Source organism: Paraburkholderia kirstenboschensis (genome assembly GCF_904848585.1).
Lineage (GTDB): Bacteria > Pseudomonadota > Gammaproteobacteria > Burkholderiales > Burkholderiaceae > Paraburkholderia > Paraburkholderia kirstenboschensis.
Genome location: NZ_CAJHCR010000005.1, coordinates 482831 through 507215 on the forward strand (window position 1 = coordinate 482831; position 24385 = coordinate 507215).

The 24385-nt window shown below is 63.7% G+C and carries 21 protein-coding genes; 6 read left to right on the forward strand and 15 right to left on the reverse strand.

Features of this window, described 5'->3' with window-relative positions; genetic code table 11:
- Window positions 1–5 precede the first annotated feature (5 nt).
- From JMY24_RS17485 to JMY24_RS17495, 3 genes are all read right to left on the reverse strand, one after another.
- A complete protein-coding gene (locus JMY24_RS17485; protein WP_128596083.1) occupies window positions 6–1385 on the reverse strand; it encodes a 3-carboxy-cis,cis-muconate cycloisomerase in 1380 nt (459 codons plus the stop codon).
- A 147-nt stretch (window positions 1386–1532) separates the two neighbouring features.
- Window positions 1533–2192: a 3-oxoacid CoA-transferase subunit B gene (locus tag JMY24_RS17490; RefSeq protein WP_128596082.1), complete on the reverse strand. Its 660-nt coding sequence runs from the start codon at window positions 2190–2192 to the stop codon at window positions 1533–1535.
- Window positions 2193–2205: 13 nt separating this feature from the next.
- The gene (locus tag JMY24_RS17495; RefSeq protein ID WP_128586942.1) at window positions 2206–2913 is read right to left on the reverse strand and encodes a 3-oxoacid CoA-transferase subunit A; all 708 of its coding nucleotides are present in this window, start codon (window positions 2911–2913) and stop codon (window positions 2206–2208) included.
- A 444-nt stretch (window positions 2914–3357) separates the two neighbouring features.
- Here JMY24_RS17495 and JMY24_RS17500 point away from each other — a divergent pair, with 444 nt between their 5' ends.
- Both JMY24_RS17500 and folE read left to right on the forward strand, forming a co-directional pair.
- Window positions 3358–4287: a LysR family transcriptional regulator gene (locus JMY24_RS17500; RefSeq protein WP_201702520.1), complete on the forward strand. Its 930-nt coding sequence runs from the start codon at window positions 3358–3360 to the stop codon at window positions 4285–4287.
- Between the two features lie 125 nt (window positions 4288–4412).
- Entirely contained in the window at window positions 4413–5051 is a 639-nt protein-coding gene (gene folE, locus JMY24_RS17505) for a GTP cyclohydrolase I FolE (RefSeq protein ID WP_128586946.1), read from the forward strand.
- Window positions 5052–5092: 41 nt separating this feature from the next.
- Here the strand turns inward: folE and JMY24_RS17510 are convergent, their stop codons facing one another.
- Window positions 5093–6001 carry a DMT family transporter gene (locus JMY24_RS17510; RefSeq protein WP_201702521.1) on the reverse strand — a complete coding sequence of 303 codons (909 nt, stop codon included), beginning with the start codon at window positions 5999–6001 and terminating at the stop codon, window positions 5093–5095.
- 227 nt (window positions 6002–6228) lie between these two features.
- Between JMY24_RS17510 and JMY24_RS17515 the strand changes: the two genes are divergently transcribed.
- The gene (locus JMY24_RS17515) at window positions 6229–7293 is read left to right on the forward strand and encodes a VTT domain-containing protein (protein ID WP_128596361.1); all 1065 of its coding nucleotides are present in this window, start codon (window positions 6229–6231) and stop codon (window positions 7291–7293) included.
- A gap of 66 nt (window positions 7294–7359) precedes the next feature.
- On the opposite strand, the gene JMY24_RS17520 is transcribed toward JMY24_RS17515, so the two are convergent.
- Window positions 7360–8919, reverse strand: coding sequence for a GGDEF domain-containing protein (locus tag JMY24_RS17520; protein WP_201702523.1), 1560 nt, complete (start codon window positions 8917–8919; stop codon window positions 7360–7362).
- Window positions 8920–9021: 102 nt separating this feature from the next.
- Complete coding sequence (locus JMY24_RS17525; RefSeq protein ID WP_128596360.1) at window positions 9022–9903, reverse strand: CHAD domain-containing protein; 882 nt, start codon at window positions 9901–9903, stop codon at window positions 9022–9024.
- A gap of 220 nt (window positions 9904–10123) precedes the next feature.
- On the opposite strand from JMY24_RS17525, the gene JMY24_RS17530 reads away from it, so the two are divergent.
- The gene (locus JMY24_RS17530) at window positions 10124–11710 is read left to right on the forward strand and encodes an inorganic phosphate transporter (RefSeq protein WP_201702525.1); all 1587 of its coding nucleotides are present in this window, start codon (window positions 10124–10126) and stop codon (window positions 11708–11710) included.
- A gap of 117 nt (window positions 11711–11827) precedes the next feature.
- Here JMY24_RS17530 and ppk2 read toward each other — a convergent pair whose 3' ends face one another.
- Together ppk2 and JMY24_RS17540 are read right to left on the reverse strand one after the other, a co-directional pair.
- Window positions 11828–12754 (reverse strand): polyphosphate kinase 2, encoded by a 927-nt coding sequence (gene ppk2 / locus JMY24_RS17535; protein WP_128596358.1) that lies wholly within the window; start codon window positions 12752–12754, stop codon window positions 11828–11830.
- A gap of 139 nt (window positions 12755–12893) precedes the next feature.
- Entirely contained in the window at window positions 12894–13328 is a 435-nt protein-coding gene (locus JMY24_RS17540; protein ID WP_128596357.1) for a VOC family protein, read from the reverse strand.
- 221 nt (window positions 13329–13549) lie between these two features.
- Here JMY24_RS17540 and JMY24_RS17545 point away from each other — a divergent pair, with 221 nt between their 5' ends.
- Complete coding sequence (locus tag JMY24_RS17545; protein ID WP_201702527.1) at window positions 13550–14590, forward strand: S1C family serine protease; 1041 nt, start codon at window positions 13550–13552, stop codon at window positions 14588–14590.
- A 99-nt stretch (window positions 14591–14689) separates the two neighbouring features.
- On the opposite strand, the gene ggt is transcribed toward JMY24_RS17545, so the two are convergent.
- The 6 genes from ggt to JMY24_RS17575 form a co-directional block, all read right to left on the reverse strand.
- Window positions 14690–16423 (reverse strand): gamma-glutamyltransferase, encoded by a 1734-nt coding sequence (ggt, locus tag JMY24_RS17550; RefSeq protein ID WP_128596355.1) that lies wholly within the window; start codon window positions 16421–16423, stop codon window positions 14690–14692.
- 145 nt (window positions 16424–16568) lie between these two features.
- Window positions 16569–17993 carry an MFS transporter gene (locus JMY24_RS17555; RefSeq protein WP_268960787.1) on the reverse strand — a complete coding sequence of 475 codons (1425 nt, stop codon included), beginning with the start codon at window positions 17991–17993 and terminating at the stop codon, window positions 16569–16571.
- 134 nt (window positions 17994–18127) lie between these two features.
- A complete protein-coding gene (locus tag JMY24_RS17560) occupies window positions 18128–18892 on the reverse strand; it encodes a phosphocholine cytidylyltransferase family protein (protein WP_128596354.1) in 765 nt (254 codons plus the stop codon).
- A 27-nt stretch (window positions 18893–18919) separates the two neighbouring features.
- On the reverse strand, window positions 18920–19939 hold the full coding sequence (locus JMY24_RS17565; RefSeq protein WP_201702529.1) for a flippase-like domain-containing protein: 1020 nt from the start codon (window positions 19937–19939) through the stop codon (window positions 18920–18922).
- The gene (locus JMY24_RS17570) at window positions 19936–20781 is read right to left on the reverse strand and encodes a HalD/BesD family halogenase (RefSeq protein ID WP_201702531.1); all 846 of its coding nucleotides are present in this window, start codon (window positions 20779–20781) and stop codon (window positions 19936–19938) included. Before JMY24_RS17570 ends, JMY24_RS17565 begins: the two co-directional genes overlap by 4 nt.
- A complete protein-coding gene (locus tag JMY24_RS17575; RefSeq protein WP_128596350.1) occupies window positions 20778–21479 on the reverse strand; it encodes a CDP-alcohol phosphatidyltransferase family protein in 702 nt (233 codons plus the stop codon). The genes JMY24_RS17570 and JMY24_RS17575 overlap by 4 nt, the downstream gene beginning before the upstream one ends.
- Window positions 21480–21778: 299 nt before the next feature.
- Between JMY24_RS17575 and JMY24_RS17580 the strand changes: the two genes are divergently transcribed.
- Window positions 21779–22237 (forward strand): hypothetical protein, encoded by a 459-nt coding sequence (locus tag JMY24_RS17580; protein ID WP_128596349.1) that lies wholly within the window; start codon window positions 21779–21781, stop codon window positions 22235–22237.
- Window positions 22238–22273: 36 nt separating this feature from the next.
- Here the strand turns inward: JMY24_RS17580 and JMY24_RS17585 are convergent, their stop codons facing one another.
- Window positions 22274–24226: a PhoX family protein gene (locus JMY24_RS17585; protein ID WP_128596348.1), complete on the reverse strand. Its 1953-nt coding sequence runs from the start codon at window positions 24224–24226 to the stop codon at window positions 22274–22276.
- Between the last annotated feature and the right edge of the window lie 159 nt (window positions 24227–24385).

Consider the following 24385-nt stretch of genomic DNA (forward strand, 5'->3'; position numbering starts at 1 on the left):
GCCGGTTACTCCTTCGAAGGGGCGCGCTGTGAACGCGCGGTATGAAGCGCCAGCGCAGCGTCCACATATGCGTGCGCCTGGCCGACGTATTGAGCGGGATCGAGCAGTTGGTTCAGGCGCTCGATCGAAAGATGCTGGGTCACGGCAGCGTCCGCGGACAGCACATCGAAAAGCGTCTGGCCGTCGCGGATCGCGGCTTTCGACGCGCGCTCCACGAGATGATGCGCGTCCATCCGGCCGATGCTGTCGCCGAGCGCAAGCATCACCGCTTCGCCCAGAATCAGGCCGTGCGTGACGTCGAGATTCGCGGCAAGGCGCGGCACGTTCACGTTCAGTCCAGCCGCGATCTGTTCGACGTTGGCAAGCGCGCCGCCAGCGAGCCGTGCAAGATCGGGCAGCGCGTCCCATTCGGCTTGCCAGCCGCCAAGCGCGCGCTCGTGTTCCTGCACCATGCCCGCGAACACCGTGGCGACGAGTCCCGGCGCACGCGTGGCCGCCGTGAGCACCGCCGCGCAGCCAACCGGATTACGCTTGTGCGGCATCGTCGACGATCCGCCTTTGCCCGCAGCGGCAGGCTCGGCGAGTTCGTCGATCTCGGTTTGCATTTGCAGCGAGATGTCGCGCGCGATCTTGCCGAGCGTGCCGATCAGCATGCCGAAGAACGATGCTGTCTCCGCGATCCGATCGCGCTGCGTATGCCACGGCAAGGTAGGCACGGTGAGGCCGAGTTCTTGCGCGAGCGCTTGCGTGACTTGCGGCGCCGCATCGCGCAGGCTCGCCAGCGTGCCGGCTGCGCCACCGAATTGCAGCACGAGCACGCGCGCACGCAGCGCGTCGAGCCGCTCGCGGTGACGCAACAACGCATCGAGCCATTGCGCGAATTTGAGGCCGAGCGTGATCGGCAACGCCTGCTGCAACCATGTGCGGCCGATCATCGGCGTCGCGCGATGCGTGGCTGCAAGTGTCGCGATTGCGTCGCAAGTGGATTGCAAGCCGCTGTCGAGCAGATTGAAGGTGTCGCGCAGTTGCAGCACCGTTGCGGTGTCGATGATGTCCTGGCTCGTCGCGCCCCAATGCACGTATTTCGACGCTTCGGCGTCAGCCGCTTTCACGCGCGCGGTGAGTTGCTTGACGAGAGGAATGGCGAGATTGCCGCCGAGCGCCGCGTCGCGCGCAAGCGCGTCGGCGTCGAGTTGATCGGCGTGACCGGCTGCTTCGATTGCCGGCACCGCTGTTTGAGGAATCACATGGTGCGCTGCCGAAGCGCGTGCGAGCGCCGCTTCCACGTCGAGCATCCGTTGCAGCGTGGCACGCGGCGCCCAGACGTCGTTCATCGGCTGCGTGCCGCAAAGAAGGCCGGTGAGGCGACCGCTGGAGTCGAGCATGATGACGTCGATGATCGGAATGATTTTATTGAATGTAGCACTGCTCGGCGAAACGCGGGGCGCGCGACAGCATGCGTGCCGCCACGCGCCGATCAATCAAGCCGCATCCGTCCGCATGAACCTGCATCGACGCACGCCGCGCCAGGCTCACGCAGCGCGCGCGTCCTGCGTTCCGTCGATCAGCGGCACACCCGTGAGTTTGAGCAGCGCGTCGAAGTCGATGTCCGAGAAAATCTCGCGCACCACGAGGCCCTGGTCGGTGACGTCGATCATGGCCAGGTCGGTGTAAATGCGACCGACGCAACCGACGCCCGTCACCGGATACGTGCATTCAGCGGCGATCTTGCTTTCGCCCTGCTTGGTCAGATGCTCCATCATCACATAGACCTGTTTCGCGCCGAGCGCGAGATCCATCGCGCCGCCGACAGCCGGAATCGCGTCCGGCGCGCCGGTGTGCCAGTTCGCGAGGTCGCCCTTCGCCGACACCTGGAACGCGCCGAGCACGCAGAAGTCGAGGTGGCCGCCGCGCATCATCGCGAACGAATCGGCGTGGTGGAAAAACGCGCCGCCTTTCAGCAGCGTGACGTGCTGCTTGCCGGCGTTGATCAGTTCGTCGTCTTCCTCGCCCTTCGCGGGCGCGGGGCCCATGCCGAGCAGGCCGTTTTCGCTGTGCAGGAAGATTTCCTTGTCGGCTGCGAGGTGGTTCGCCACCAGCGTCGGCACGCCGATACCGAGGTTCACATACGCGCCTTCCGGAATATCCAGTGCAACGCGCTTGGCCATTTCATCGCGGGTCAGTTTCTTCATGTCGGTCTCCGGTTCAGGCGGCAGCGTCGCGGGGATTGGGCAGCGGAGCATGTGCCGCTTGCGGCACTTCGATCACGCGCTGCACGAAAATGCCCGGCGTCACGATGTTCTCCGGATCGAGCGCGCCGAGCGGCACGACTTGCGATACCTGCACGATTGCGGTTTTCGCCGCGCTAGCCATGATCGGCCCGAAATTGCGAGCCGTCTTGCGATAAACGAGGTTGCCCCAGCGGTCGCCCTTATACGCCTTGATGAGTGCGAAATCCGCATGCAGCGGCGACTCGAGCACGTAGTGCCTGCCGTCGATCAGACGCGTTTCCTTGCCTTCAGCGAGCTTCGTGCCGTAGCCGGTCGGCGTGAAGAATCCGCCGATGCCTGCGCCCGCCGCGCGAATGCGCTCGGCCAGATTGCCCTGCGGCACGAGTTCGAGTTCGATTTCGCCGGCGCGATACAGCGCGTCGAATACATACGAATCCGTCTGGCGCGGAAACGAGCAGATGATCTTGCGCACGCGCTTCGCCTTGAGCAGCGCCGCGAGGCCAATGTCGCCGTTACCTGCGTTGTTATTGACGATGGTGAGTTCGCGCGCGCCCTGCTCGATCAGCGCGTCGATCAGCTCCGACGGCATGCCGGCCGTGCCGAAGCCGCCGATCATGACAGTCGCGCCGTCATGGACATCGGCGACCGCCGACTGAAGTGACTCGAAAATCTTATTGATCATGTCGAATTTCCTTGTGAGGCGCTACGCACGCCGCGCATCGCCATGACGGCAGCCTTCGCGGGCGGTCTCCGGGCCGATGCGGGCTGCGGCAAACGGGTGTGCCGGCAGCTTCTGCCAGTTCTTCGCCGGTCGGGTCTGCCGGGGTCCGTGCGCCGATCCGGTTGGCGACGAGTTGCCCGCAAGCTCGCTCGCATTGTTCGCAGAGTGAACAGTGATTCGGTTAGCGAACGATCCGGCGATTATGGTTGCGCTTTGGCTGCATTGTCAAGGCACGGACTTTCCCTTAATCATAGGTTGCCGCCGCATGCGGTGCGTACCTGTTGGCTTCGTGCGCACTCTTGTCGCGTGGAGGTCAACGAAAATCCCACTATCCCGCACGGCGATTATTCGGCTACCCTCTATCGACATATCGAATAGCCTCACACGGCCCGCCGGTCGAAAAGCATGTCGGACACCAACCTCGATCTGAATCTGATCCCATACCTCGTCGCGATGGAGGACACCCGCAACGTCAGCCGCGCGGCCGAGCAACTCGGCGTGAGCCAGCCGCGCGTGAGCACGGCGCTCGGGCGGCTGCGCGAGTATTTCGACGACCCGCTATTCGTGCGCACGTCAAAAGGCATGGAGCCCACGCCTCGCGCGCTCGCCATTCTGCCGGCCGCGCGCGACGCGCTTCTGCGGATCGAGAAAGGCATGCTCGACGCGCAGGAGTTCGATCCGGACACCAGCACGCATACGTTCTCGATTGCGCTTTCCGACGTCGGTGAGATCGTCTTTTTGCCACGGCTTCTGCAACTCTTCGCCGAGCGCGCGCCGCATGCGAATCTGCGCTCCGTATCGCTGTCGCCGGCGCATGTCGAACGCGGGCTCGAATCGGGCGACGTCGATCTCGCCGTTGGCTACTTTCCGGACCTGTCGGGTAATAACTTTTTCCAGCAGCGGCTCTTCACGCACCGCTTCATTTGCCTGATGCGCGCCGGTCATCCGCTTTCGAAGGCGCCGCTCACGCTCGCGCAGTACGTCGCGTCGGGGCACGCCGTGGTGCGCGCCGAAGGACGCAGCCAGGAAGTCCTCGAACAGTATCTGGTGAAAAAACGCATCAAGCGGCGCGCGGTGCTGGAGACGCCGCACTTCATGAGCCTGCCGTTCATTCTCGCGCGCACCGATCTGATCGCGACCGTGCCGCATGCGATCGGCTTCGCGTATGTGTCGGAACATGCGTCGATCACGCTCGTCGAGCCGCCGCTGCCGCTGCCGCGTTTCGATTTGCGGCAGCATTGGCATCGCAAGTTTCATAACGATCCGCGCGGAAGCTGGCTGCGCAGCGTGGTCGCGCAGCTCTTCAACGACGCCATGGACGAATGGCCGAAATGAAACCGTCAGCCCCGCGACGTCGGAAGGGGCATCGGCACGATCCAGCGTAAACATGGAACAATAACCACACTCATGAACCCGCGCGCTCCATCCTGGCCCGACGCGCGATCCCGGAGGAGCAACGGATGACCAGCAGCAAGACAGAACAAACAACACCGGCGGCCACGAACGGCCGTCCGAGCCGTGAAGAAGCAGAAGCAGCCGTGCGCGTGCTGCTGCGTTGGGCCGGCGACGATCCGCAGCGCGAGGGCCTTATCGACACACCGGCGCGCGTGGTGCGCTCTTATGAAGAGTTCTATGCGGGCTATCAGGTCGATCCGCGCGAAATCCTCGCTCGCACGTTTTCCGAGGTGGACGGCTACGACGAGATGATCGTGCTGAAGGACATCCGCTTCGAAAGCTATTGCGAACATCACATGGTGCCAATTATCGGGCGCGCGCATGTCGCGTATCTGCCGGGGCATCGCGTCGTCGGCATCTCGAAGCTAGCTCGTCTCGTCGACGCATTCGCAAAGCGCCTGCAGATCCAGGAAAAGATGACCGTGCAGATCGCCGACACGTTGAACGATGTACTGCAACCGGCAGGCGTCGGCGTAATTCTCGAAGCCGCGCATCAGTGCATGTCGACGCGCGGCGTGCACAAAGCGGGCGTGACAATGGTCACGTCGCGCATGCTCGGCACGTTCCGCACGGACCCGTCCACGCGCCGCGAGTTTCTGGCGATAGTGGGCAATCCCGGCGCCGTGGCGGTGCCCAACACGTAAGAGCAGATTTTTAGCCGGGCGCGCGCGACACAACGCATGCCTCACGCCGCCTTGCGCGTGCTGCGCGTTTGCCCGAACGTCGCGAGCATCACGGCGCCGAGTACACAGGCAACGCCCGCAAGTTGCGCCGCGCTGACCGGCTCGTGCAACAGCAGCGCGGCCAACGCCAACGCACTGACCGGCACGAGCGCGGTCGTCAAGCCGGCCTCCGCGCCGCTCACGCGCGCGGCGCCCTCATACCAGAGAACGAAGCCGGCCACGGTCGGCACGAGCGCGTAATACAGCACGCCGCTCAGAGCGCCGCCGTCGAGCGACATGCTCCAGGGTCTTTCAAAACACGCGGGCACGATCGAGACCGCGAAGCCGACGCCGCACATCAACGCCGACAACGGCAGCGGCGCAACCGGTGTGCGCAGCTTGCGATTAAGCAGAATGAAAAGCGCCTCGCAGACAATCGCCGCGAACACCAGCGCATTGCCCAGGATAGAAGAACTGCCGGCATGCGGCACAGCGCTTTCGCCGGGACGCACGGTGCAAGCAAGCACGCCCGCCGTGGCGAGACCGATCGCACCGAGCAGCGCGGGCGACGGCCGCTCGCCCAGCGCCAGCATCGCGACCACCGCCGACACTGCGGGCAACGTGCCCGCGATCACACCCGCATCGCCGGCCGAGGCGAGTTTCATCCCGCTGATGAGCAATACCGTATAACCGACGCTGCCCGCCGCGGCCTGCGCGACGACCAGCGCGGCGTCGCGCCGGTCGAGGCGCGGCCAGCGCACGCCGCGCCAGCGCATGATCAGCACAAACAGCGGAAACGCGATCGCGAAGCGCAGCGCGGTTGCACTGAACGGCGGCAATCCCGCCGCAATCGACTTGCTCACCACCACCGTGCTGCCGACGCCGACCATCGCCAACGCGCAACATATATAGCCGATGTACCGTGAATTCATCGTGCAACTCCGAGGCAAAGGGACGAGCACGCAGCTTAAACATGCGGCCGCAGGCAGTCTTGAACGAAATTGCAGCGCGTTGCAGCTTGGCCCTTGCGGGCGATCCATCGAGTATCCTGCTCGAAGGGAGAAGCCCGAGCGCGACGGGAACGGTCTTTGCATCAGTAGACGAGCCGGGCAACAATAGGCGCCTTCAACTTCCCAACAAGAACTCAGGAGCCGCGCAATTGGTAGAGTTTCCGTCGTCGGCGGTATCCGCTTGGGGCGGCGCGGTCGTCTTCGGCAACGTGCTGTTGACGCGACTCGGCGTGCCGATTCCCGCCGTGCCCGTGCTGTTGTTTGCCGGCTCCGCGATTGCGGCGGGCACGCTGTCGTTCTGGCCGGTGCTATGCGCCGCGGTGCTCGGCGCGTTGATCGGCGACGGCGCGTGGTTCACCGCCGGCCGCCTCTATGGCCGCAAGCTGATTGGCGTGCTCGGTCAGATGCTGCCCGCCCTCGATGCCCGCGTCGAACAGGCCCGCTCGATGTTCGAGCGCTTCGGCGTGCCGCTGGTGTCGATCTCGAAGTTCGTTCCCGGCCTTGCGCTGATCACGCCGCCGCTGATGGGCACCACAGCCGTCGACGCCCGCATCTACGCAGTCTGGGACCTTACCGGCGCAATGGCGTGGGCCGCTTTCTGGCTGCTCGGCGGCGCGGCAGCGGAACGGCAACTGCATATGCTGTTCGAGTTCGTCAGAGCGCAAGGCGGCACGGTGATCGATCTGCTGCTGGGCGCCGCATTGCTGTATCTCGCCTATCGCCTTTTTCTGCAGCGGCGGGCACGCCGGCAAGCCGCGCTCGCCGATGACGGCGCGCAACCACAAGCGTCGAGCCGCGCGGCGGCCCGCAAGCCGACACCCAAGGTGCTCGACGCACGCCCACCGGGCGCAGCGCTCGACGCAGTGCCGCCTATTCCGGGCGCATACGCACTCGACCCGCATTCGCCGGAACAGATCGACTTCGCGCTGCGCGCCTATGACATGGTGATTTACTGCGTGTGCCCGGACAGCGCAACGGCTGCCGAGATCAGCGTGCGGATGCGCAACTATGGCTATACGCGGATTCGCGCGCTGCGCGGAGGGCTGGATGCGTGGCAGCGGCGCGGCTTTCCGGTGGGTTTGCTGCTTGCCGACGAGCCGCGCACGAGCCGGCTCACGCAGTCTGTAGGCGCATTACGCGGCGGATTCCATGGAGACGCAGGAAACGCCGTGACACTGCGCGGCTTCGCGCCGCGAAGCCGCGCAAGCGCATGAATGACGACTGGCCTGTCCAAGTCGACCTCGCCTTGTTTGCTTCACGCTCGCCTGCGACGGCGGGTGCTAAGTCATCGAACGCATGGGCGACTGCGCGGCAGAAACGCGATTGCGGCCCGCCGCTTTCGCCACATAAAGCTGCCGGTCGGCTGCGGCGAGCAGATCGAACGCGTTCGCACCTTGCGCGGGCACGCAGGTCGCGCAACCGACGCTCACCGTGACCGCCACCGTGTCGTCGCCGCCCTGCAGAATGTCTTGCGCCTGCACTCTCCGGCGAATCTTCTCCGCAAGCGTGAGTGCCCCGTCGGCCGACGTGTCCGGCAGTATCACGGCAAACTCCTCGCCGCCATAGCGCGCGACCACGTCGACTGAACGGCGCACCGCGGTCGAAATGCATTCGGCCACCGCGCTCAGTGCTTCGTCGCCGCTTGCGTGACCGTGCGTGTCGTTGAAGTGTTTGAAATGATCGATGTCGATGAAAAGCGCCGACAGCGGCTGGCCCGTGCGCCGCGCGCGGCGCCACTCTTCGTCGAGCCGGTTGTCGAGCACACGGCGATTGCTAAGCCCTGTCAGCGGGTCGGTGCCGGCGAGACGCGTCAGCGCGGCCTGCGCGCGCAACTTGCCGCGCAGCGCAAACGCCAGCAGCCAGGACACCGCTACGAAGACTGCGCCGAACGCGAGCGTCAACGCGCCGCTGATCGTCGCGCGATGGCGCCACGGCGCCAGCACGTCGTCGACAGCGGGCGCGACGACCGCAATCAGCGAGGTGCCCGGCACGTGCGTGTACGTGAACATGCGCTCCACACCGTCGACTGCGGAAGGCGCCATATAGGAACCGGCGCCATGCGCGGCCATACGGACGAAGCTCGGCGACCTTGCAATGCTCGCGCCGATATCTTGCGGCGAGTACGGCTTGCGCGCGATGAGCGTGCCGTCGTCCATCGCGATGAATACCGAGCCTTGCTTGCCAATGCTGATTCGCTCGAGCAGGCGTTGGAAGTACTCGATGCGAATCGCAAGCAACGCGACGCCGGCAAAGCTGCCATTGGCGTCGTTGATCCGCCGGGTGAGCCCTATCGACATCTTGCCGTCGCGCAAGCGGGAGCGGAACGGATGCGACAGATAAAGACCCGCAGCCGCGTTGCGCCGATGGACCATAAAGTAGTCGCGGTCGGTAAAGCGAACCTCCCGGTTGACGTCGCCGCTTTGCGAAGCGATCACCTCGCCATGCGCGCCCAGGATATACGCGCCGCCGAGATAAGCGGCCGTCGTAGCACGGTCGAACAGCACTGCGCGCTGCGCGTCGGGAGGCAGCCCCGCAGCCAGATGATGCTGCGCGCCGTCCACCATTGCCTGCAACGACAGGTTATAAATTTCGACGTTCCTCTCCACATCGCTGGAGATGATCGACACGAGGTTCTGCGACGTTTCGCGCGCATGGTCGAGCGCGTCAGTGCGTCCGCTAAGGAGCGTAAGCAACGTGAGCGCCGCCATCGCGACCGCGACCACCGTACCGGCCACGCCCGCCAATACCGGACGATTGCCCACGTAACGCGCGACGCTGCCTGCTCCTTGCCGGACGGCCCTGCGCCAGCGCCGCCCTTGCAAATGCGCTCGATTTGCCACCTGCGCGTCGCCTCCATTGCACGCGGGCCGCATGAGCGTGCGGGCCGCCATCAAATATCACGCGCGGGCGCATTGCCCGCCGCGTGTCAGGGCGCGTTCGCGTTATAGCTTGCGCAACAGTCCCGCCGCCGAACGCATGCGGCGTTTGCGCTCCTTGTGCAACCACTGCAGCACCGCGTCGGTGTCGCCCGATCCGGCGAATAAGCTCGCATTGTCGCGCAGTAACATTTCGCTCGCGACGATATCGTTTAGCGTACCGAAACGTTTTTGCACCTGCTTGAGCCGCTTCAGCGTGCGCTTGTGGCTGCCTCTCAAAACCGGCTGGAAAAATTCGAGCAGATAGCGAAGCTTCTTGCCGGCTTTCCTGACGTCGTGAAAAGCGGCGTAATTCGACGTTTTTGCGCGGCGCGCGCGCTTGGCGCGCTTTAACAACGAACGCTCCGAGGCTGCCACACGCTTGCCCGCGAACTTGCTCAACGGCACGCGTTCGTGCGTCGTGTTGATCTCCGTCGATGCGCTAGTCAACGCCTCGCGCAACAGATGCTTGACGTCCGCGTTCGACAGCGTCTCGCGGCTCGTTGCGAGCGCATCGCCGCGCGCTTGCTCGAGCTTCGGCGCGAGGTTGCGCGCACCGCTATCTTCCTGCCCGAGGAGTTCGATCAGGATGTCCCAGTCGCGGGTTTTGCCGGCTGCAGTGGCCAGATACTTGTAGAGCGCGCGTTGCCGCGTGTTTTCGCCCTTCTCGAGGAGCGGCGCGAAGGCCCACCACAACGACCGCAAACGGCGTAGCGAAACCCTCAGCTTGTGCAGCGCTTCCGGCGACGGATCTTCGCGTACTGCATTCGCGAACCCTATCGCGTCGCTAACGAGCGGGGCCGCATACGACGCAAACGCGGCGTGCGCCGTGGGCTCCTGCACGGCCGAATCGGCGGCCGACGCCCCTCCGTCCGCCTTGCGGCTTTCCTTGCGACTGTCGCGCTTCATCGAATTTCCCTCGAAGGTATGCCCGGTCCTCCCCCAGCGTAGCAAAATCGATTCCTGCATGCTACGCGGCACTGCCCTCGGGCCATCAGTCAAGGCGCCGGCCGCCAAATGCAGGCGGATGCCCGCTCTTGTGCATCCGCCCGATGCAGGTGTCATCGTACAGACACATATGCCCCGCAGGATCGGCAGTTCACCGACATTCCTCCAAGGGGCACACGTCATGCCGGAACTTTCCTACCCGCAACCCAGCGCGGCAAGTGGCAAGGGGCGCAATCTCGGTCTCGTGATTTTCCTCGCCGTGATCGTAGCCGGCGTGGGCTATTGCAGTGTGCAACTCGCGGGCGATCTGCAACCCGTGCGCGAGAGTTCCATCCTGCCGTATCTGCTGCTCGGCGTCGCGCTGCTGATCGCACTTGGATTCGAATTCGTCAACGGCTTTCACGACACCGCGAACGCCGTGGCCACCGTCATCTATACACATTCGCTTGCGCCGAATCTCGCGGTCGTCTGGTCCGGCGCATGGAATTTCCTGGGCGTGCTGAGCTCGAGCGGAGCGGTCGCGTTCGGCATCCTGCAACTGCTGCCGGTTGAGCTGATCCTGCAAGTGGGCAGCAGCGCGGGCTTTTCGATGGTGTTCGCGCTGCTGATCGCGGCAATCATCTGGAACCTCGGGACCTGGTATTTCGGCTTGCCGTCGTCGAGCTCGCATACGCTGATCGGCTCGATCATAGGCGTCGGCCTGATGAACCAGTTGATGCACGGCGTGAACGGCACGAGTGGCGTGGACTGGAACCAGGCGCTTGGTGTGGGCAAGTCGTTGCTGTTCTCGCCGCTCGTAGGTTTTCTCGCAGCCGGATTGCTGCTGATGATTCTCAAAGCCGTCGTGCGCATTCCCGCGCTCTATGCGGAGCCGAAGGGCAAGGAGCCGCCGCCGTTCTGGATTCGCAGCCTGCTGATCCTGACCTGCACCGGCGTTTCGTTTGCGCACGGTTCGAACGACGGCCAGAAAGGCATGGGCCTCATCATGCTGATCCTGATCGGCACCGTGCCGACGGCGTATGCGCTGAACAAGGCCGTTACGCCCGCTCAAACGCAGACGTTCATCGCGGTCGCGGAGCAAACGTCGGGCGCGCTTGCGCGCTACACGAATGGCGCGCCGCCTTCCGCCAATCCGCGCGCCGATGTCGAAGCATATGTGCGCACGCATCAACTGACGCCCGCGACGTTGCCCGCCTTGAAGCAACTCACGGATATCATCGCCAACCAGGTGCGCACATCCGGTTCGATGGCGGCCGTTCCGCAAAGCATCGTCGACAACGTGCGCAACAACATGTACGTGGCATCGGAGGCGATTCGTCTGATGGACAAGGCGAAGCAACCCGCCTTTGCTCCGGAAGACGCCAAGGCGATCAACAACTTCAAGGCGCAGACGGATCACGCCACCAAGTTCATTCCGACGTGGGTAAAGGTCGCGGTGGCGATTGCGCTGGGCTTGGGCACGATGGTCGGATGGAAGCGGATCGTGGTGACCGTCGGCGAAAAAATCGGCAAGCAACACCTGACGTATGGACAGGGCGCGTCGGCCGAACTCGTTGCGATGATGACGATCGGCGCGGCCGACATGTACGGTCTGCCCGTGTCCACGACACATGTTCTGTCTTCGGGCGTGGCCGGCACCATGGCGGCCAACGGCTCGGGCTTGCAATGGGCGACCGTGCGCAGCCTCGTGCTCGCGTGGGTGCTGACGCTGCCGGCCTCCATCGCCCTCGCGGCGGGCCTGTACTGGCTGTTCCGCGCCGTGTTCTAATCAGTCCGTTCGCGGCCGCCCATGCACATGCAGCATGGAGCCGGCATAACGAAAAAGCGCGGCACGTGCCGCGCTTTTTCGTTTCTTCTACTTCAAATACAAGGCCGGTCGAACCGCTCAATACACCTCGGGCACGATCATTGAAGCCGGCACCGGCTGACGGCTGTACTCGTCGTGATAAACGCGTGCCGGCAATTCGACCCGCGGATGCTCGATCTCGTGATACGGCACCTGGCTCAGCAGATGGTGAATGCAGTTCAGGCGCGCCCGTTTCTTGTCCACTGCCTGCACGACCCACCACGGCGCCTCGGGAATGTGCGAGCGCTGCAGCATCACCTCTTTCGCGAGCGTATATGCCTCCCAACGGCGCCGGCTTTCCAGATCCATTGGACTGAGCTTCCACTGCTTCAGCGGGTCGTGAATGCGGTTCTGGAAGCGGATCTCCTGCTCTTCGTCGGTGATAGAGAACCAGTATTTGACGATCTGCACGCCGCTGCGCACGAGCATCTTTTCGAACTCGGGCACCGAGCGAAAGAACTCTTCGTATTCTTCGTCGGTGCAGAAATTCATCACGCGCTCGACGCCCGCCCGGTTGTACCAGCTGCGGTCGAACAGCACCATCTCGCCGCCGGCCGGCAGTTGCGAGACGTAGCGCTGGAAATACCATTGCGTGCGCTCGCGGTTGTTCGGTGCGGGCAATGCCGCAACGCGGCACACGCGCGGATTGAGCCGCTGCGTGATGCGCTTGATCGCGCCGCCCTTGCCCGCGGCATCGCGCCCTTCGAAAATCACCACGAGACGGTGCCCCGTCTGCACGATCCAGTCCTGCAATTTGACGAGCTCGCCCTGCAAGCGGAACAGTTCGCGAAAATACACCTTGCGTGCTTCGCGGTTCTCGGGCGTGAAGCCCTCGGCGCCGTCGAGGATGCGGTCGTCGACCTCCATCTCGAGTTCCTCGTCGTACGCGTCGATGAGGTCTTCCTCGAAACGGCGTTGCCGCTCCACGAGCAACTCGGGTTCAGGTCTCGGATCCTGCTCTTTCATTGCGGCTCTCCTGGCGACGAAAATGATCAGGCTCGCGGCGGCAAAAGCGACGCGGGCGCGCCCGATTATCGGTGCATCCGGTGTCAGCCGTGTTACCGCAGCCGGTTAATGATAGCGAGTTTCACGCCCACGCCGCTCGCTAACGCAACGGTTTTGCGAAGCTGAGTTCGTGGCCGTCCGGATCGGCGATATGAAAATAGCGCTCGCCCCACGGCGCATCGGAGGGCTCGAGCGACGGCTTGAATCCGGCCGCCAGCGCCTTGCGATAAATCGCATCGACATCTGACACGTAGATGATCACGCGGCCCCACCAGTTGACCGGCGCACGCGAATCGGCGATCAGATTCAGATACGTGCCGCCGAACGCAAACGACGTAAATGCGGCTTGCCCATCGCCGAATTTGAGCGGAAAACCGAGGGCTTCGTAGAAACGCACCGCTTCCTGCATATTGCCGGTGGCGAGCGTGATAGCGCTGAGCGACTCGATCCGCGGTTCGGCCGGCGCGGCCTCAGGGGATGATGCGGACGAAGCCGAAGCATCGGTCTCGTCGGACGGATGGGCGGGCTGGTTCATGACGGCGGTCTCCTTCGCGTGCGGTCGCGGACGGCTCGTGGTTGCATCACAGTGTCTCACACGCCGGAAACTCGCTTTACGGCGGCGATGGCCGACCGTGGTGCATACCGGTCAATCCCTGCCCGAGCGGGCCAAGCGACCCAAGCGGGCCTGGCCGGACCCGCACTTGAAAAGCCCGAGCGCGCCCCGCATCTGCAATTCCGTTTATCCGGAGCATCGCCATGGGAAGCCGTCCACGCTTCATTGATGACCTGTCGCGCGCCGCATCCGACGCACCCGGGCCGAACCACCTCAATTCTCTATCCGACGACGCCCTGCTCGACGCCTATTCGCGCACCGTCATTGGCGCGCTGGAACGCGTGCAGCAGGCCGTCGCCTTCATTTCCGTCGAACGCCGGCTGGCGGGCGCCGCCGCGCGCGACCGCGGCGCTCGCGGCGGCACGGGCTCAGGCTTCATCTTCACGCCAGACGGCTACTTGCTGACCAATAGCCACGTCGTGCATGGCGCGACCCACATTCAGGTCACGCTCGCCGACGGCTCCAGGTTCGACGCCGATCTGGTCGGCGACGACCCCGGCAGCGATCTGGCCGTGCTGCGAATCGGTTCGCCCGAGCCGCTGCCACATGTGGAACTCGGCGACTCGTCGAAGCTGCGTGTCGGGCAGATCGCCATCGCGGTCGGCAATCCGCTCGGCCTCGCGCAAACGGTGACGACGGGTGTCGTATCGGCGCTCGGCCGCTCGCTGCGCTCCAATTCTGGCCGCATGATTTACGACGTCATTCAGACGGACGCCGCGCTCAATCCCGGCAATTCAGGTGGTCCGTTGATCAATTCGACGGGCCAGGTGATCGGCGTGAATACCGCGATCATTCCCGGCGCGCAGGCCATCTGCTTCGCCACCGCTATCGACACGGCGAAGTGGGTCATCATGCAGATTTTCGCGCATGGCCGCGTGCGGCGAGCGTATATCGGCGTGGCGGGCACGACGACGCCGCTGTCGCGCCGCGTACAGCGCTACTTCGGTTTGAGCGCGCAAAGCGCCGTGCATGTGATGGAAATCGTCAAAGGTAGTCCGGCCGCGGCAGGCGGTCTGCGCACCGACGACACCATCGTCGCAATCGACTCGCTGCCGGTGCAGGACGTGGATGGGCTGCAACGCACACTCGACGCGTCGCGGATCGACAAACCCGTCAACGTGACCGTGCTGCGCGGCGCGCAACGGCTCGAATTGACGCTGACGCCAGTGGAACAGGCAAGCTGATCGCGCGTAAAAAAACCCCGGGCTCGTTCGAGCGCGAGGTCTTCTGTTTGTGAACGGCGCGTCATGATCGACACGCCGTTCACGCCATTCGAAAAACGCTTACTGAATGATCCGCGTGACGCCGCGGCCGCGAGGGTCGGCTGCAGGCTCCGGCGTTTCGTCATTGATCTTGATGGCCTGAATATCGCCGTTGAAGTTCTGGGCCTTCAGCGTATAGCCCTTCGCTTCGACCTGCTTGGCGAGTTCGCCGTCGATCGGCTGGTACGGCTCCCAGAAAATCGTGTTCGGCGGCAGCAACTGGTGATGGAAACGCATCGCGCCGACCGCTGCCGGCAACGGCATATTGAAGTCGTAGATGTTGTTGATCACCTGGAAGATCGACGTGAAGATGCGCGAGCCGCCCGGCGTGCCGATTACGAGCGAGACTTTGCCGTCTTTGGTGAGAATCGTCGGGCTCATGGACGACAGCGGGCGCTTCTTCGGTTCGATCGAATTCGCGTCGCTGCCCACCACGCCGAACATGTTGGCCACGCCCGGCTTCGCGGAGAAGTCGTCCATCTCGTCGTTCAGCACAATGCCCGTGCGATCCGCGACCACGCCCGAACCGAAGTAACCGTTCACCGTGTAGGTGTTCGACACCGCGTTACCCCACTTGTCCACTACCGAGAAATGCGTGGTTTCCGCTTTCTCCGGCATCGACGTGCCGAGTCCGGGCTGCACGCTCTTCGTGTCCGACGGGGTTTCCGGATTGATCTCGGAGGCACGCTTCGCGAGGTACGCGTCGTCGGTCAATTGCGCGACCGGCACCTTGTAGAAGTCGGGGTCGCCGAGATATTGCGCACGGTCGGCGAACACGCGCTTTTCGATTTCCGCGATCAGATGGATGTATTGCGCCGAATTGAGCGGGACGTCCTTGAAGTCCGCTTCGCGGTCCGCCTTCATCTTCAGCAATTGCACGAGACCGATGCCGCCCGAGCTCGGAGGCGGCGCGGTGTACACGCGGTAGCCTTTCCAGTCGGCCTGGATCGGCTGGCGCCACACGGCCTTGTACTGCTGCAGATCCGCCTTCGTAATGAGGCCGTGACCGCGCATGGATTCAGCGATCAGGTCCGCTGTCTTGCCCGAGTAGAAGTCTTTCGCGCCCTGGTCCGAAATGCGCTGCAACACGGCGGCCAGATCGGGTTGCTTGAAGTTGACGCCTTGCTTCAGGTTGCCGAAGTAGGTGTCGAAGTTCGTCTTGCCGGCAAATTCTTTCGCCGCCGCATCGCGACGCTCCTGCAGTTGCTCGCTGACCGTGAAGCCGTCGCGCGCGTAGTGGATGGCCGGTGCAAGTACCTGCTTCCATTTGAGCTTGCCGAAGCGGCGCTGCGCCTGCCACATGCCGTCGACGGTACCGGGCACGCCCACGGCGCGGTAGCCGTACAGGCTCATGCCCTTGACGACCTCGCCCTTGTCGTCGAGATACATGTTCTTCGTGGCCGCCAGCGGCGCGCGCTCGCGATAGTCGAGAAAGTACGGCTTACCGCCCACATACAGCGTCATGAAACCGCCGCCGCCGATGTTGCCCGCTTCCGGATAAGTCACGGCAAGCGTGAAGGCGATGGCGACCGCGGCGTCGACCGCGTTCCCGCCTTCCTTGAAGATCTGCTCGGCGGCGTCGGCGCTGTACTCGTCGGCAACCGCAATTGCGGACGCGGTCAGTACAGCCGGCTGAGGTTTCGCGGGCGGCTTCGCGACTGCCGGCGTGGCCTCGAGAAAACCGACGGAAACAGACAGCAGTGCGGCCAGCGCGAATCCGCTAGCGGACGATTTGGCGTTGCGGAACAACTTCATTGGTATCCCCCAAGACGACTGTTTCACCAGACGATAACTTCAGTTCCCTTGGGGCTTATAACATGTGAACAGGCTCTTTGCGAAGCCGCGGTAGCCCGTAGGAAGACTGCTGCGGCACACCAAACCAGCGAGTCGTCTTCAGGCGTCACGCCGTGCCGCGGCGGCCGCGGGCGATTTCATCGCCGGCGTCGTGCGGCAAACGTGCCGTGACCGGAATAGACAGGAATGAGAACAGACCGACCACGACGAACGCCGGCCAGAAGTCCGAGAAGACGATGCGCGAATGACCCTGCACGTTGTGCGAAATCTGCAGCACGATGCCCGCGATGGTCACGCCCAGCCCGAGCGAAAGCTGCTGGATCACGCTTGCGACGCTCGTCGCGCGGCCCACGTCGCGGCTGGGAATATCGGCGTACGCCAACGTGTTCAACGACGTGAACTGCAGCGACGGAAAGAAGCCGCCGACCAGCACGACGCACCAGATCAACCAGTGCGGCGTGCCGGGAAAGAACAGGCCGTAGATCGCGATGACAATGCCCGCGCAGCCCGCGTTGACCATCAGCACGGTGCGAAAGCCAAAGCGTCCGAGTATGCGCGAGGTCGCCGCCTTCATGAAGATCGAGCCGAATGCGGACGCGCATGTGATCGAACCGGACAGAAACGGAGTCATGCCGAGGCCTTCCTGCAACGCTAGCGGCAACAGAAACGGCACGGCGCCAAGACCGATGCGAAAGAGCGACCCGCCCGCCACGCTCGCATGGAAACTCGGAATACGCAAAAGGCGCAGATCGAGCACCGGCAACTCCACGCGATTCGCGTACAGCACGTAACCCACCAGCAGCACGACGCCCACAGCGCACATGCCGAACGACACGATGTCGGGCACCAGTTCGCCGCCCACCAGCGAAAGTCCGAGCATGAACAGCGAAGCGCCGCTCGCGGACAACAGGAAGCCCGTCCAGTCGAGCCGGCCAGGATGCGCTTCGCGCACGTTGGCGATGTGTTTATTGGCGAGCCAGATGCCGATCAAACCAATCGGAATATTGACGAAGAAGATCAGGCGCCAATGTAGATACGTGGTGATGAAGCCACCGAGCGGCGGCCCGACCACAGGCCCGAGCAGCGCCGGCACCGTTAGATAATTGACCGCGCGTATGAAGTCCGATTTCGGCACTGAACGGAAAATGATGATGCGCCCCACCGGCACCATCATCGCGCCGCCAATGCCTTGCACGAAGCGCGCGACCACGAACATGCCAAGCGAGGTCGATGCCGCGCACATCAGCGAGCCGGCCATGAAGATGCCGATGGCCGTGCGAAACACCGTGCGCGAACCGAAGCGGTCGGCGACCCAGCCGCAAATCGGAATGAAGACACCGAGGCCGATCACATACGCGGTGACGGCCAGCTTGAGGGTGATGGGGTCCTGACCAAGATCGCGCGCCAGAACGGGCAGCGACGTCACGATGACCGTGCCGTCCACGTTTTCCATGAACATCGCACACGCGACGATCAGCGGAACAATGAAAGCGCCTAAAGCGAAAGGCATTGGCAGGGCGACGGTTGGCAAGGCCGCCGGTATAAAGCGTCGATTATGGCATTGCAGCGGCAACGAAAGTTGCGATGCGCCCTGGATAGTCTTTGAACGACAAAGAGCCGGCACGGAGCCGGCTCTTTGCGCAGTGTCTCGCCGTCAGCGGGATGTCAACGCGACGCGCTGACGAGCGGCTGCAACTGCGGCAGAATCTCAGCGGTCGCGCGAGCGACGTCGTTCGGGAAGTCGATTTCGATCCACGGCGCGCCGGTGACGTCGGCGGTATCGAACACCTGGCTGCGCTCGAGCAGCAGGTCGCGCACCGCTTCTTCGTGCGGCAGATTGGCCCGGCCGCTGTCGATGTAGCCTGCCACGATTTGTGCAAAGCGCTCGGCCGTTTCCTGACGGAAGCGGAAAAAGCCGACCGATTCGCCGATGGTGTCGTACTCCAGATTGACAGCGAGCTGCTTGCGCAATTCGACCGGCACGCCGTCTTTCAGGCACAGCTTCACGGGCTCGTCGCCGGCTTCGAAATCGCGGTCGATCAACAGACGGTTGACCGTCTCGCCCGCGACCAGCGCGGCCAGGATGCGCTCGTCGTAGAGCACGTCGGCGTCCATCAGCAGCACGTCGCCGCCGCGCGTGAGCGCCTCGGCCACCGTGTGCACCGTCAGCACGCTGCCCAGGTCGTAACGCGTGTTCAGCACGGTTTCAACCTTGTGCGGCCAGTTGATGCGCGCCAGTTCCGCCTGCACCGACTCGGGCTGAAAACCGAGCGCCAGCACGACTTCTGTCACGCCGGCGGTTTCGAGCATCTGCAGATGCCGTTCGAGCAGGCTCATACCGTCGAACTGCAACAGGCACTTCGGGAACTGGGCTTCCGGCGGTTGCTGGAGACGCAGGCCGAGGCCCGCAGCGAGGATGATGGCACGCATGCGCGGTCCTTTGAAAAGATACGGAGTTTAATCGACAGCGGGAACGCGCCCAAGGGCACGCCGCCTTTGCCAGCTTCGTTCGCTGAAGTGCAAGACCAGCAGACCCGGCAAGCCTAGCAGGATTTCGCGCGCGCGCTTGGTCAGCGACAACGCGAGCGCCGCGTCGGGCGGCAGACCCACCAGCGGCGCAAGCAGCAAGTAGCCGCCTTCCTGCACGCCGAGCGAGCCGGGAATCATGAAGGCCGCGCCACGAATTGCCTGGCCGACGCTTTCGAGCAGCAGCGCGTCGACCCAGTCGACCGGATGGCCGAGAAAACGCAGCGCGAGCCACACTTCCACGGTGCCGACGATCCAGCCGGCAAGACTCAGCGCAAAGCTCGCAGCGACCCGGGCGCGCTCGCGGTACATGGCCTGCACGGCTGCGTCGACGGCTTCGGCGCGTGTCATCAGCCCGGACCAGTCGCGTTTGCCGAACAGTTTCGACGCCACGCCGAGCAGCCGGCCAAACAGCCCGCGCCGTTGCGCGTAATAAAAGCCGACGATCATGCCGCCAAGCACCGCCGTTGCAATCAGCGTGGCGGTTTGCAGGTCGTGCAGCGCGCCGTGCGCCGCGTAGGCGCCGAACATCAGCAGCCCGAAGAGCGCGAAAACGATTTGCGCGAGCGCCTGGGCGGTCGTGCTCACGGTGATGGCCGCAGCCGCGTCGCGCATCGGCATGCCGCGCTGCGACAGCCGCCGCACCATCACCACCGGTCCGCCGATCTGGCCGGCCGGCAGCAAACTGTTCACGGATTCACCGATCCAGCGCGCGAACAGCGCGTCCCGCACCGACAGATCGTGACGCCCGCCGTCGCGGTGGCGCGGCAACAGCACCGAGATCGCGCCGGCGTCCAGCGCGAGCGGCACCACGTGAAACGCGGCGACAAGTGCGAGCCCCCAACCGGCGGCAAGCAGCGTCGACACTACCGAGCCGAAACCCTGCCACGCGAGCAGGCCGACAAACAACGCCGTCCCGATCGACAGCAAAATCAGGGCTGCGCGACTCATGCGCGGTCCTTGTCGCGGGTTTTCGCCTGAGTCATTTGACGAAACACCTGGCGGAAGCCGAAATACGCGATGGCGTCTTTCATGTTGGAAATCAGGCGGCGCCACGGACGCATGTTCGGGTCGGTGACGTATTCAAAAGTGAGCGACACGCGCATCTCGTTCGGGCCGGCCGGCGTGATGCGATGACGCAGCTTGTCGCCGTCGAAAAACACCAGGCCGCCAGGCGGAATCTGCACCGAGCCGGGCTGATCCGGCAGATCCGGATTGCGCGTGTGCAATTCGTAGTCGAGACGGCACGACGATTCGTCGATCACGCCAAGCAGCAGTGTGTAACGGCGGCCGTCATAGTACGAAGTGTCGTAGTGCCAGCCAATGTGATCGCCTGGCCGCGTGTAGTAATACAGCGCGTACGCGTGCGGATCGTCCGCCGGCGACACTTGCAGCTTGTCGCCGCTCAGGTGTTCGAGCCAGGCGATCAGTTCCTTCGAGCGATACAGTTCGGCGATGAACGGCGCGAGACGGTCGATCGTGTGACGGCTCACGCTGCCGCCCTGCTTGTGGCCCGGCAGGTAGTTGCGGTTCACTTCGTCGAGCAGCGCACGCGCGCTGTGCACGAGTTGCGCGGTAACTTCCGGCGCGAGGAAATCTTCCAGATAGAGAAATGCGCCCTGCCCGGCGAAGTCCTTGCGCAAGCGCGGATTGTCGAACGTGCGCGTGCGGCTCGCAACCGCGCGGTCGGCGTCCGGCGCGGCGGGCGCCGGCTGCATTGCGGGCGCGGCATGTTCTGTGCGCGTAGACGCGGCCACGTCGTCTTCGGCGTGTGTACTCGCTTGCGTGCTCATTTACCGGCCAATACTTGATGGGTTTCAGAAGCACCCGCGCCAGCTTCAGCTGGCTGCGCGGTACGGCGCGCGACGCGCCAGTAGTCGATCATCACCCACACGGCGAAGAGCGGCGCACCGATCGAAGCGGCCACGACGAACGGCATCACGACGCTCGTCAGCGTGACGATGGGCAGCAGATACAACACGTCTTCCGTTTCGAAGCCGCCCACGGCGGCCTGCTTTGTGCCAGCCTTGCCGGCCATTTCCTCGATGCGCATGCGCAGGAAGAAAATCACCGCGACGGCAATGCCGGCGACCGCGCCGAGCCAACCCGGCGCGACTGTCAGCCCGCCGATATTCGACGCTCCAGCGCCCACACCCATGCCGATAAACAGCATGACGGTGACAAGCGCATCGGAGGCGAGGTCGTAAAAATGACCGATCCGGCTCGACTTCCCGCTGATGCGCGCAAGCTCGCCGTCGGTATGGTCGACGAAGTTAGACAGGACGATAAGAGCCGCGCCCGCATTGACCCACGCGAAACCGCCACGCGCGAGGCACAGCGCGCCTGCAACGCCGATCAGCAGACGCAGCGTAGTCAGATGATTGGGCGTGACGCGCGTGTTAATAAGCGGTGTCACGAGCCGGCGGGCTAGCCGCGCGTCCCAGGTTCGGGGCGGCGGAACATTAATTGGAGTCTGGGGTCGCGAATTCATAACCCGGAAATATATACGGGATCGAGAAAGATTGCTTTCTTCCCGTCAGTTTGTTTGCGGTTAATCGGCCTCGTGAACGGATTGCCGACTGCCTGTACATGAAGCAGGATTTGCCGAATCGCGATAAAGTGCGAGTCCTGTTGCGCCTGTCCCGCAGAATCATTTCGATGCAAACAGTGTTCGCAGTTTGCGCCGCTCTGTATTTGTCCGCGCAGCCCGTTGCGGACACACTACAGCGCACCACATCGCAGTAGATCCGCAGTACATCGCAGTACCTCGACTACGTCGCCTTTCACGCTATGAAACGCTTTCTTTCGCCTGCCGCTTCGCGTGTCTTCTGCACAGCCGCACTTGTTGCCGTGGCGCTCGGGCTGCCGTTCGCCGCTCATGCGACCGCTCTGGACGCGCCGCTTGCCTGCAATGAAAGCGGCCATCAATTCATCGCCGATCTTGCCGGAAACCAGCTAATCGACCCGAAGCCGACCCGCGTCGAAAGCAACTCGATCAACGCATTTTCTCCCGCGCAAGGGGCGGACCTGACCGCATTTGGATTTCACATATTCGCGGTGGTCGGCTATGAGAAGGACGATCCCATGTTCCGCGTTGGAGAAGGCGAGCCGGTGGCACGCTCGGCGTACGGCGTGGTGGTGTTCGGAAGCGAATCGAAGGTACGGGCCGCGGTGACGGCAACCGGCGGCACGGCAATCGTGCACCGCGTGGCGCCGCTCATCACGGCGATCTTCTGCAAGCGGAGTTAAGGCGGCGCTTCACGATCCGCGCCGCCTGCCGCCACGTTACAACTTGATCGACGTCGGATCGGCCGTCAGATAGCCGACCGTCGCGCCGAAGCGGTCCTTATAGTTGGCCCGCACGAGCGGATCGAGCGTGGCCTTGACCTTGTCGTGCAACGGACTTTCCCAATCGCCCACGTGCTGGAAGTTGCTCATCACGTAGGTCCAGCCGTTGATTTCGTCGACGGCGTGCAGGCCCGTCGACTCCGCGCCCGCTGGACACGACAGCACGCGCGACAGCGTCTTCGTGTCGACGTTGTACGCCCACAGGAAGTTGTTCACGTGCATGCTGCTGTCTTCGCCAATGAAGAGCGTTCGCAGCTTCTCCGAAAACTTGAGGTTGTCCGGGTTCGCTATACGCTCGGCGTTCGCCGTGTTGCCGAGCGCGTCGGCGGTTGACAGATCTTCGCCAACGAGCGCCGCGGGCGCCGCCATATCGACCGGCACCCAGTTGCTGTTGATCGCGCCGCCGCTGCGGTCGAGCTGGCCGCCTTTCATATTGAGCGCGTAGACCGCGCCGGCGCTGATTGCTTTGTCGACCGCCACGTCCGTCGACGCGGCGTTGCCCCGCACCATCGATTTCTCGACACGCGACATCGCCGAATACAGCACCTTGTCCTTGATATTGACCGTCGTGCCTTCGAGTTTCGTGAAGCCCATGCTCCCGCCGACGAGCGCCGCGTAGCGATGCGTCTCGAGGAAAGTCGCGGCTTTGGTCATGCCCGGCTTTACGCGGATCCAGTTGAACGTGCCGTTGAAGTTGATCTTCGTGTACGACGTGTCGAGCGGATCGGCGGTCTTGACGTCCATGATGTCGGCCGCGGTCAGCGTGTTCGCGAGCGACTCGATTTCGTCGCTGGTTGCGTGGCCCAGGTTGATCCATGAAAGCATCGCCGCGCCCGCGCCGCTCGACGACACCTGCGTCCACTTCGCGACATACAGCGTGCCCGCCGACAGGTCGGCCTCGCGGTCGGCGACGAACATGAAGAGGCCGCCGTTGGTGGCGTCGTCGCCCATCAGCACGGTGCGCTTGTCCGGCATCACCTGAACCAGTTCGTGCGAAATGCGGCCAAGGCAGTAATGCTTCCTGATCGTACCGGTGCCGTCCGGATTGACGGTGACCTCCGGCAAATGGCCGTAGTGATACGGATTCGCCGTCGTCTCGCTACCGAACAGGTTGCGGCTGAACCCCTTGAACTGGCTATTGGAAGAGATGGTCGCAGCGTCCGGCTCATACTCTTCGCTCGACAGATGCGTGTTCCAAGGCGACAGGCTCGCGCCGCAGGTAATCCACAAGCCATGCACTTTCGACGTATCGACGTTGTGATAGCCGACGAGCGTGAGCTTGCCGGTGGCCGGGTCCTGGTCGAGCGTCAGCACGGCGATCGGCGACGGCAACTGACCGTACATCGACACCAGGCTCTGGTCGCGTGTCGCGTACTCGAACTGCACGACTGCGAACACGGCGTTGCCTTTGATTCCCTTCACGGTCGGACTGTCGAGACGGATCAGCGAACTGCCGTCCGGGCAATCGGAGTAGAACTGACGCTCCTTGCCGGCAACCGATTTGTCGATGATCGGCTGATTGTTGATGTCCACGTAGCCGCCGGCAAGAATCGACCCGCCCTTGATGTTCGGGACCATGTCGCCGGTAATGAAGAACGGCTGGTATGAGAGCTTGAACGTGCGGCTGCTGCCGTCGCTCAACTGCACCGTCAGCGAGGAGCCGACCGTGGTTTTCGCCATTGCGGCAGGATCCGCCAGCGTCGGCGCCGCCATTGCGCTGAAAGCCGCGGACACGAAATTGGCAACCGGCTTGACCGGCGTCGCGAGATCGTCGCTGCCGCCGCACGCGCTCAGCATGGAAGCCGTGGCGAGACCGCCTAATGGCAACATCGGCACGCCGGCGAACAGTTTCAAGGCCTTGCGGCGGGAAGGGTCGAACGGCTCAGCCATGTTGTCGTAATCCTGGTTGTGGGTGGCGTGGGTAACTCACAGCCGGCACGACTCGGATTCAAACCGCATGGTTCGCGCTCGCGCCGCTATGACGCGAGGATTCTATGAAGCGAATGTGAAAGTATATTGACAGCAGTTGGTAATATTCACTCCGACCAC